Here is an 8,156-nt window from a genome sequence, read left to right as displayed (position 1 = left end):
CTCCGATCAGAACGTTTCTCAAGGAGCCGAGGCTGATGTGCGCTCAAATCTTCCATGTAATCGATATCTCTGGAAAAGGAGGAGGACGGGGCGATCACGCAGTTCAAACCAAGCTCTGCCGCCTGGGCCTGATGCTTCAGGAAGGATGAACTGCCATAGGTGAACGAAATGGCATCCGGCGGCGTTACAATCAGCACATTGGTACCGTAGTCATGCGCCGGGCAAAGAACCAGCGAACTGGGTGAGCCCGCAAGGCCCAGAAGTCGCTCAAACTCACCAAAGTCAGGAGCTGCAATATCTGCAGGCAAAACGCAGAGTGTCTCGTAACTATGCGCTTTTGCCCAAAGAGCAGCAGTGGACAGCGCCGAGTTCAGCCCATCTTCCTGTCCCTCTAAGATCAGGTGAAGACGATGATCAGTCACAGCTTTTGCGATATCCGCTGAACTGGTGACCACCGCAATGTCAAAGGGCGTGCTGCTGCGTGTCTGTGCGTCCTGCAGGAAAGCAATGGTCTGCGCAAACAAGTTCGCAGCCACGATGGCCCGTTCATTGGCATCAAGATCCGGCCCCAGACGCGACTTGGCCCTCGCAAAATCCTTTACCGGAACAACAACAAGCGTTTTAACTGCGGTTTCCGTCATGCGTTCAGCTCCTGAGCCTCTGATGCATTTCCACGGCCAACATCGGAAAGAGCAAGCAGCGTCGCCGCCAGTCGTACTTTGTCATCGCGGGTCTTCATGAGGATTGTGTCCAAAGAAGTGCGCAGACCAAGACTGTTGATGGCAGTCACATGCTGCTCATCTGCGTTGTCAATCACAAAGCAATCCAGAAAATCCGCATAGATCTGCGCAACACCAAAGGCTGATGCTTCATAGCCAAGGGAAGATAGCATCCGGTCCGCAGAGCCTTTCACAACACCACCATTGATGATCGGCGAAACACCAATCTTGGGAGCTTGGGAGGCCTTTACTGCTTCCAGAATGCCAGGAACTTTCAGGATTGGCAGAATGCTCACGAGAGGGTTGCTTGGCGCGACCACAATTAAATCCGCCTCCGCAAGTTCGTTCAGCGCTTCCTCGGTCGCATGTGCATCCTCAATATGATCGTAGTGCAGTTCCCGAACCTCAGGCGCACAGCGCTCTTTGACGAAGTATTCCTGAAAACTCAGCCAACCAACCTCCGTTCTCACACGCGTTTGAACCGTGTCGTCCGTTGGCAAAATCATCTCGCACTCAAGGCCAAAGCTCTTGGCAATATCACGTGCAATATGCGTTGGGCGATCTCCCTGACGACGCCTGTGTGTGCGGTAAATGTGCAGGCCAAAATCACGATCTCCAAGTGACATCCATGTATCGTCACCCAGTTTAGAGAGCGTGTCTAATGCGCGGTGGCTTTCATCCGCCACACCCCAACCTTGCTGGCGATCAATCACATCGGCCAGTGTGTAGGTGAGGGTATCAATGTCCGGCGAAACCCAGAGACCGTGGAAAGCCTCATCATCTGCAATGTTGCCGATAATGGAAAGTTCCACATTCTCCAGATGATACAGGCCCTCCGCCATTTTGGCGCCGCCGACCCCTCCGGCAATCAGAGTAACTTTGATAGGTGTGTTTGAGCTCATCCAGCACCTCCAACCGCTTGTACAGGCGCACCATCAGCCTCAGTCAGGAAGTTCAGCAGTCCGGAGTGCGCGCGGGCAACCAATGGCGCCTGTTGTTCTGGCAATCCATCGGCAAAATCATTGATCACGCCATAAATGGTGTTGCGTTGAACAGGCTCTCTGCCTGCTTCCTGAATGACTTGGCACATTTCATAGGCTGTGATCTCCTGCCCATGAGCCGCCCCAGCAGAGCGGGAGATGCTCTCATTCATCAAAGTGCCGCCCAGATCATTCACTCCGCATTGCAAAAGATCAGAGGCAAACTCTGCACCAAGCTTGGTCCAGGAAACCTGAATGTTGTCGATCCAGCCATGCAGCATAATCCGCGAAACTGCATGCATCTTGCGTACTTCCAGATCAGTTGGACCAGGGCGCACGTTCTTCGGATCCGCCGTATAAAGCGGGCTCTCGGAGTGCACGAAGCTTAGTGGCACCAGTTCGGTGAAGCCACCGGTTTCCTTTTGAATATCGCGCAGCAAGGCAATGTGAGCCGCCCAGTGGTCTGGCCCATCTATATGGCCGTACATGATCGTTGCGGTGGTTGGAATTCCAACCTCGTGGGCCGCTTTGATAATCTCCACCCACTTCTCGGTGCTCAACTTGTTGCGGGTCAGCTGCTGGCGAATATCTGTGTCCAGAATTTCCGCCGCGGTACCGGGCAGGGAACCCAGCCCGCAATCCTTCAGGTCCTGAAGAAAGTCCGTGTAAGACTGCTTGGTCTTGGCCGCGCCATACCAAACTTCAAACGGCGAAAACGCATGGATGTGCATGTCCGGCAGCGCTTTTTTGATCGCCAACACGAGCTCACGATAATAAGTGCCTTCCATTTTAGGGTGCAGGCCACCCTGAATGCAGACCTCAGTCGCCCCTCGGTCCCAGGCCTCTTGTGCCCGTGCAACAACTTGCTCAGGCACCAGCCATTCAGCACCCGGATCTTCGGTTCGCTTGGCAAACCCGCAGAACTTGCACCCCATGTAGCAGACATTGGTGAAGTTGACGTTCCGGTTGACCACAAAGCCCACCCGATCACCATTGCACCGCTGACGAAGCGTATCCGCCACATAGGCGATAGCTGGAAATTCTTCTGCTGAGGCACGGAACAGGCATTCGCCTTCAGCTTGAGAAACCTCATTACCAGCCAGTGCCTTGCTCAAAATATCACGAACGGGAGCGCTGACACTGCGAAACTCTGGCGTATCACCGGTGCGCTGCGGGAAATTGTGAAGGGTCATAGGGTGCCTCCTGACTGAAGCGAGGCAGAGGAACCCATCTGTTCCCAAAGCCCTTGTGATTTTGAAAGCACAGCAGGGTCAACAAACTCGGTTTTATCGCGCAGATAACTCGGATAAACGGTCAGGCGCTCTTCCAGTTTCTGCCCTGCCAGCTGAGTAGATTTTGCAAGCTCATCAATCACTGGCCAGCGGTGTTGTGGGTTGATGAAATCAATGGTGACCGGCGAAATGCCGCCCCAGTCGTTGATACCCGCACTCAAGTATTCCATATGCCGTTCACTCAGATTTGGTGGAGCCTGAAGACTGATCTCGGGGGAAAGGATCAAGCGTGCCACGGCGAGTGTTCGCAGCATGTCATCCAGCGAAGGTTCCGGATGATTTTCCATTCCAATCCCTGGCTTGCGCTGGAAATTCTGGATAATCACTTCCTGAATATGCCCATGGCGAGCATGGCTTTCGTTGATTGCTTCCAGCGCTTCAATGCGCTCTTCCCACGTTTCGCCAATGCCGATCAGCAATCCGGTGGTAAACGGGATCTTCTTTTGTCCAGCGCGTTCCAAAGTTCGCAGGCGTTGGACAGGAGCCTTATCCGGACAGCCATAGTGCGGCTGGCCTTCTTTCATCAATCGGCGACTGGTTGTTTCCAACATCATGCCCATGGAGGCGGCAAAGGGGCGCAGCTGGTCAATCTCTTCATCGCTCAGCGTACCCGCATTCACGTGGGGCAGGAGAGTCGTTTCTCGCAGCACCATCTCACAAGCATCTGCCAGATAGCTGACCATGGAACTGTAGCCAAGCGTTGCCAGAGCTGCTTTCGCCTGTTCGTAGCGCAGTTCAGGCTTCTCGCCCAGGCTGAATAGCAGTTCCTTGCATCCGGTCTCTTCACCCTGACGCGCCGTACGCATCACTTGCTCCGGTGTCATAATGTTGGCTTCGGGCGAACTGGGGTGTTTGACAAATGTGCAATACGTACATGTATCCCTGCACATGTTTGTCAGTGGTACAAAAACTTTACGGGAGTAGGTGACAGTGTTGCCCCAATACTGAAGCTTTACTGTAGCAGCCTGTTGCATCAGATCCCGAAGATCTGAGCCTTGCACTTCCCCCAGGTATCGCGCTTGGTCAGCAGTCAGCATAATTTTTTACCTCTCGGTCAAAAAATATCTGCAACTAACAGTTAGTCAAGGGAGAATTATCTCTCGGCTAGAATAAATATGCTGCAATGCAAATAAAACAAGCAATGTTAAGAGCCTGTTTCAGCAATGGAAAGCTTTATTTTGCAATGATTTTTGTAAAGGTGCTTTGCAATATTGAACTATCAAAATCTTATTTGTGCAAAATTTTAGCAGTACATGCATAAATATCCGTCTTTCCAGTGTGTTGTTTCCCTTGATAAGTAGATGGGGAAACTTTGATTCCGATGATTTAGAAAAAAACATCAAAAAAACTTAGTAAGCTGTGGAGCTTTCTTACCTGCGACGCGCTTATCTCGCAGTTTTGGGAGGGCCTCTAAGTGTTTTACCTATTGGAATATCAGGAGAAATTTTGAAGTCGGCTGGTGAAATTGATCCATTTTTGAAGGTGGGTTGACAGATAATTGACTGTTTGGTCCAATTTACCCAAAGTTTTGGGAGGGGAATATCCAAGATTTAAGCTGAACTAAGCTATTGTATGAGGGGGCCACCTCTGCATACGATACCTACTCTGTTCCAAATGGGAAAAATAACCCTGCGGGAAATCTAGTAGATTGAATTTTTGACATATTTTGCCTGCAGCCTGTTTATGTGCGGTTGCAATCCGTCCGTCCTGTCAAAAAAAGAGATACAGCTTGAATCCTGCGAAAGTCCTCATCGGTTTTATCAGTTTTATACTCCTTCGGGAGACCAGATAACTATGGCGAGCCCGTTGCATTTTTAAAGAATAAAGCGCGGGTAAGTTGAATAAAACGACGTTGTAAAAGCGTTATCGGAGAGACTTATGAGTAAACTTGGCTCAAATCATCGTATTAATGGTGACAGACTGTGGCGTAGCCTTATGGATATGGCCCAAATCGGACCCGGTGTTCGTGGCGGCAACAACAGGCAGACGCTCACAGACGAAGATGCCGAGGGCCGCAAGCTTTTCACCAGCTGGTGTGAGGCTGAAGGCATGTCAGTGCACATTGATACCATGGGCAACATGTTTGCCCGGCTGGAAGGGGAAGATCCGAGCCTTGACCCGATCATGATCGGCTCTCATCTGGATACGCAGCCAACTGGTGGCAAGTATGATGGTGTGCTTGGCGTACTTGCAGGTCTGGAAGTAATCCGCTCCATTCGTGAGCGTGGCATCAAAACCAAACGCCCAATTGAAGTCGTCAACTGGACCAACGAAGAAGGCACCCGTTTTGCTCCAGCAATGCTGGCTTCTGGCGTGTTTGCTGGCATGCACACGCAGGATTGGGCCTATGACCGCGAAGACGCAGAAGGCAAGAAGTTTGGCGATGAACTGAAGCGCATCGGCTATGTAGGTGAGGAACCGGTAGGCGCCCGCAAACTCCACGCCATGTTTGAACTCCACATTGAGCAGGGACCAATCCTCGAAATCGAGGAAAAGGACATCGGTGTTGTCACCCACGGGCAGGGCCTCTGGTGGCTGCAGGTCACGCTCACAGGAAAAGATAGCCACACCGGCTCAACCCCAATGCCAATGCGCAAAAACGCAGGTCTCGGCATGGCACGCATCACAGAGCTGGTGCACCAGATTGCCATGGAGAACCAGCCAGAAGCCGTTGGCGCCATTGGACATTGCGACGTCTATCCAAACAGCCGCAACGTGATTCCGGGTAAAACCGTCTTCACCATCGATTTCCGCTCCCCGCATCAGGACGTTCTGGATGGCATGAAAGCTAAACTGGAAGCTGAAGCACCGAAAATCGCAGAAGAACTTGGTCTGGGCATTGAGATTGAAGCCGTCGGTCACTTTGATCCGGTCACCTTCGATGAAGGCTGCGTCTCTGCCGTGCGCAATGCAGCAGAGCGCCTGAGCTATTCCCATCGCGACATTATTTCCGGCGCAGGCCACGATGCTTGCTGGATCAACCGTGTAGCGCCAACAGCCATGATCATGTGCCCATGCGTGGATGGTTTGAGCCACAACGAAGACGAAGAGATTTCAAGAGAGTGGGCAACCGCAGGTGCTGACGTGCTGTTCCATGCAGTGCTTGAGTACGCGGAAATTGAGCAAGATACCACCGAGCCAGCCGAATAACCCATAGATTTGAAAGAGTTGAGGACTGCAATATGTCTAAAGTTATCAAAGGCGGCACGATTGTAACTGCCGATAGAACCTACAAGTCTGATGTGCTGGTTGACGGTGGCAAGATCATCGAAATCGGTGAGAACCTTTCTGGTGATGAAACGCTGGATGCCACCGGCTGTTATGTTATGCCGGGCGGGATTGACCCGCACGTGCATCTGGAAATGCCGTTCATGGGAACGCATTCTGCAGACAACTTCGAGATCGGAACAAGAGCTGGCCTTGCTGGCGGCACAACCATGGTGGTTGACTTCTGTCTGCCATCCCCCGGCCAGTCCATGATGGAAGCGCTTGCCATCTGGCAACAAAAATCCGGCGCAGCATGCTCTGATTACTCCTACCACATGGCCGTCACATGGTGGGGTGAGCAGGTCTTCAATGAGATGCAGGAAGTGGTGGATCGTGGCATCAATACCTTCAAGCACTTCATGGCCTACAAAGGCGCCTTGATGGTGGATGATGACGAAATGTTCGCATCCTTCCAGCGGTGTGCTGCGCTTGGTGCGATGCCGCTTGTCCATGCTGAAAACGGTGATGTGGTCGCCACCATGCAGCAAAAACTGCTGGCAGAAGGCAACAACGGTCCGGAAGCGCATGCCTACTCCCGTCCGCCGGAAGTGGAGGGTGAAGCAGCCAACCGTGCAATCATGATCGCAGATATGGCTGGTGTGCCGCTCTACATCGTTCACACAAGCTGTGAACAGGCCCATGAAGCCATTCGCCGCGCCCGTCAAAAAGGCATGCGTGTGTATGGGGAGCCACTCATTCAGCACCTGACACTGGATGACAGTGAGTACGCCAACCCGAATTGGGACCACGCCGCACAGCGCGTCATGTCGCCTCCGTTCCGCAACAAACAGCATCAGGATAGCCTTTGGGCAGGCTTGCAGTCCGGTTCATTGCAGGTGGTTGCAACTGACCACTGCGCCTTCACATTGGAGCAGAAACGCTTTGGTGTTGGCGACTTTACCAAGATCCCGAACGGTACAGGCGGTTTGGAAGACCGCATGCCAATGCTCTGGTCAACCGGTGTGCGCACAGGCCGCCTGACCATGAACGAGTTCGTAGCTGTCACTTCCACCAATATCGCCAAGATCCTGAATATGTATCCTAAAAAAGGTGCAATTCTTGAAGGGGCGGATGCCGACATTGTTGTTTGGGATCCTAACCGCTCAAAAACAATCACTGCTGCAAATCAGCAGTCCTGCGTTGAATACAACGTGTTTGAAGGCAGGGAAGTGGTCGGTCTGCCACGCTTCACACTCACCCGCGGCAAGGTCGCGATTGAGGAAAGCACGGTTAAAACCGAACCAGGTCACGGTGAATTCGTTGGTCGCGAGCCAAATGCTCCGGTCGGCGCCGCTCTGTCCAAGTGGAAGGAAATCACAGCGCCGCGCAAAGTTGAGCGCCGGCCAGAATTGATGCCAGCAGGCGTATAAGCCTGCACACAGAGCAAAAGGCGCATCTCCGAACAGAGGGCACTGGCTTTCGGATAAGGATGCGCCCGAAAGTAACAATTTTGAGCATGTCGCGGAGCTGAAAAGCACTGCGATATGCCATCAGGTCCGCGTGGGGTACGCGGGCTGGTCATTAAACGCAGTAGTATTTTTAGAGGGGATCTGCTGCTTTTAATCTGAGGGGGAATTACTCGATGTCGGATTCAACTCTAGGCTCAACCGGGAATGTCGTCCCGGACGAGTTTGGTATTATCCATCAGGAACTCGTCGGAATCGACGGTGATCTTTACAACGAAGATCAGCTGCCAACCGCTGCAGTAGCTCGTACATGGAACTGGGTTTCCATCTCCGCGCTCTGGGTCGGTATGGTGGTCTGTATCCCAACGTATCTGCTCGCGTCCTATCTGATTGGCGCAGGCATGAGTTGGGATCAGGCGGTCATGACGATCCTGCTCGCCAACGCAATCGTTCTCATTCCAATGGTTCTGATCGGCCATGCAGGCACCAAGT

Annotated in this window: 7 protein-coding genes; 3 read left to right on the top strand and 4 right to left on the bottom strand. The window is 52.5% G+C overall.

The features are described 5' to 3' along the window. From cofC to cofG, 4 genes are all read right to left on the bottom strand, one after another. Positions 1 to 641: 2-phospho-L-lactate guanylyltransferase (gene cofC, locus PPL9_RS25450; RefSeq protein ID WP_057465318.1), on the bottom strand; the 641-nt coding region annotated here is incomplete at its 3' end. Continuing rightward, entirely contained in the window at positions 638 to 1,621 is a 984-nt protein-coding gene (gene cofD / locus PPL9_RS25445; RefSeq protein WP_057465317.1) for a 2-phospho-L-lactate transferase, read from the bottom strand. The genes cofC and cofD, both read right to left, overlap by 4 nt. Then, positions 1,618 to 2,892 (bottom strand): 5-amino-6-(D-ribitylamino)uracil--L-tyrosine 4-hydroxyphenyl transferase CofH, encoded by a 1,275-nt coding sequence (gene cofH / locus PPL9_RS25440; protein WP_057465316.1) that lies wholly within the window; start codon positions 2,890 to 2,892, stop codon positions 1,618 to 1,620. The genes cofD and cofH overlap by 4 nt, the downstream gene beginning before the upstream one ends. Next, positions 2,889 to 3,965: a 7,8-didemethyl-8-hydroxy-5-deazariboflavin synthase CofG gene (gene cofG, locus PPL9_RS25435; protein WP_082597121.1), complete on the bottom strand. Its 1,077-nt coding sequence runs from the start codon at positions 3,963 to 3,965 to the stop codon at positions 2,889 to 2,891. Before cofG ends, cofH begins: the two co-directional genes overlap by 4 nt. 904 nt (positions 3,966 to 4,869) lie before the next feature. Between cofG and PPL9_RS25430 the strand changes: the two genes are divergently transcribed. The 3 genes from PPL9_RS25430 to PPL9_RS31640 all read left to right on the top strand — a co-directional run. Then, complete coding sequence (locus tag PPL9_RS25430; RefSeq protein ID WP_057465315.1) at positions 4,870 to 6,141, top strand: Zn-dependent hydrolase; 1,272 nt, start codon at positions 4,870 to 4,872, stop codon at positions 6,139 to 6,141. Between the two features lie 32 nt (positions 6,142 to 6,173). Beyond that, a complete protein-coding gene (gene hydA / locus PPL9_RS25425; protein WP_057465314.1) occupies positions 6,174 to 7,628 on the top strand; it encodes a dihydropyrimidinase in 1,455 nt (484 codons plus the stop codon). 212 nt (positions 7,629 to 7,840) lie between these two features. Next, positions 7,841 to 8,156: cytosine permease (locus PPL9_RS31640; RefSeq protein WP_200962370.1), on the top strand; the 316-nt coding region annotated here is incomplete at its 3' end.

It is taken from the genome of Pseudovibrio sp. POLY-S9 (genome assembly GCF_001431305.1).
Classification (GTDB): Bacteria; Pseudomonadota; Alphaproteobacteria; order Rhizobiales; family Stappiaceae; genus Pseudovibrio.
Note: the sequence above shows the minus strand (reverse complement) of the source record. Positions and strands in the feature narration are given on the sequence as shown.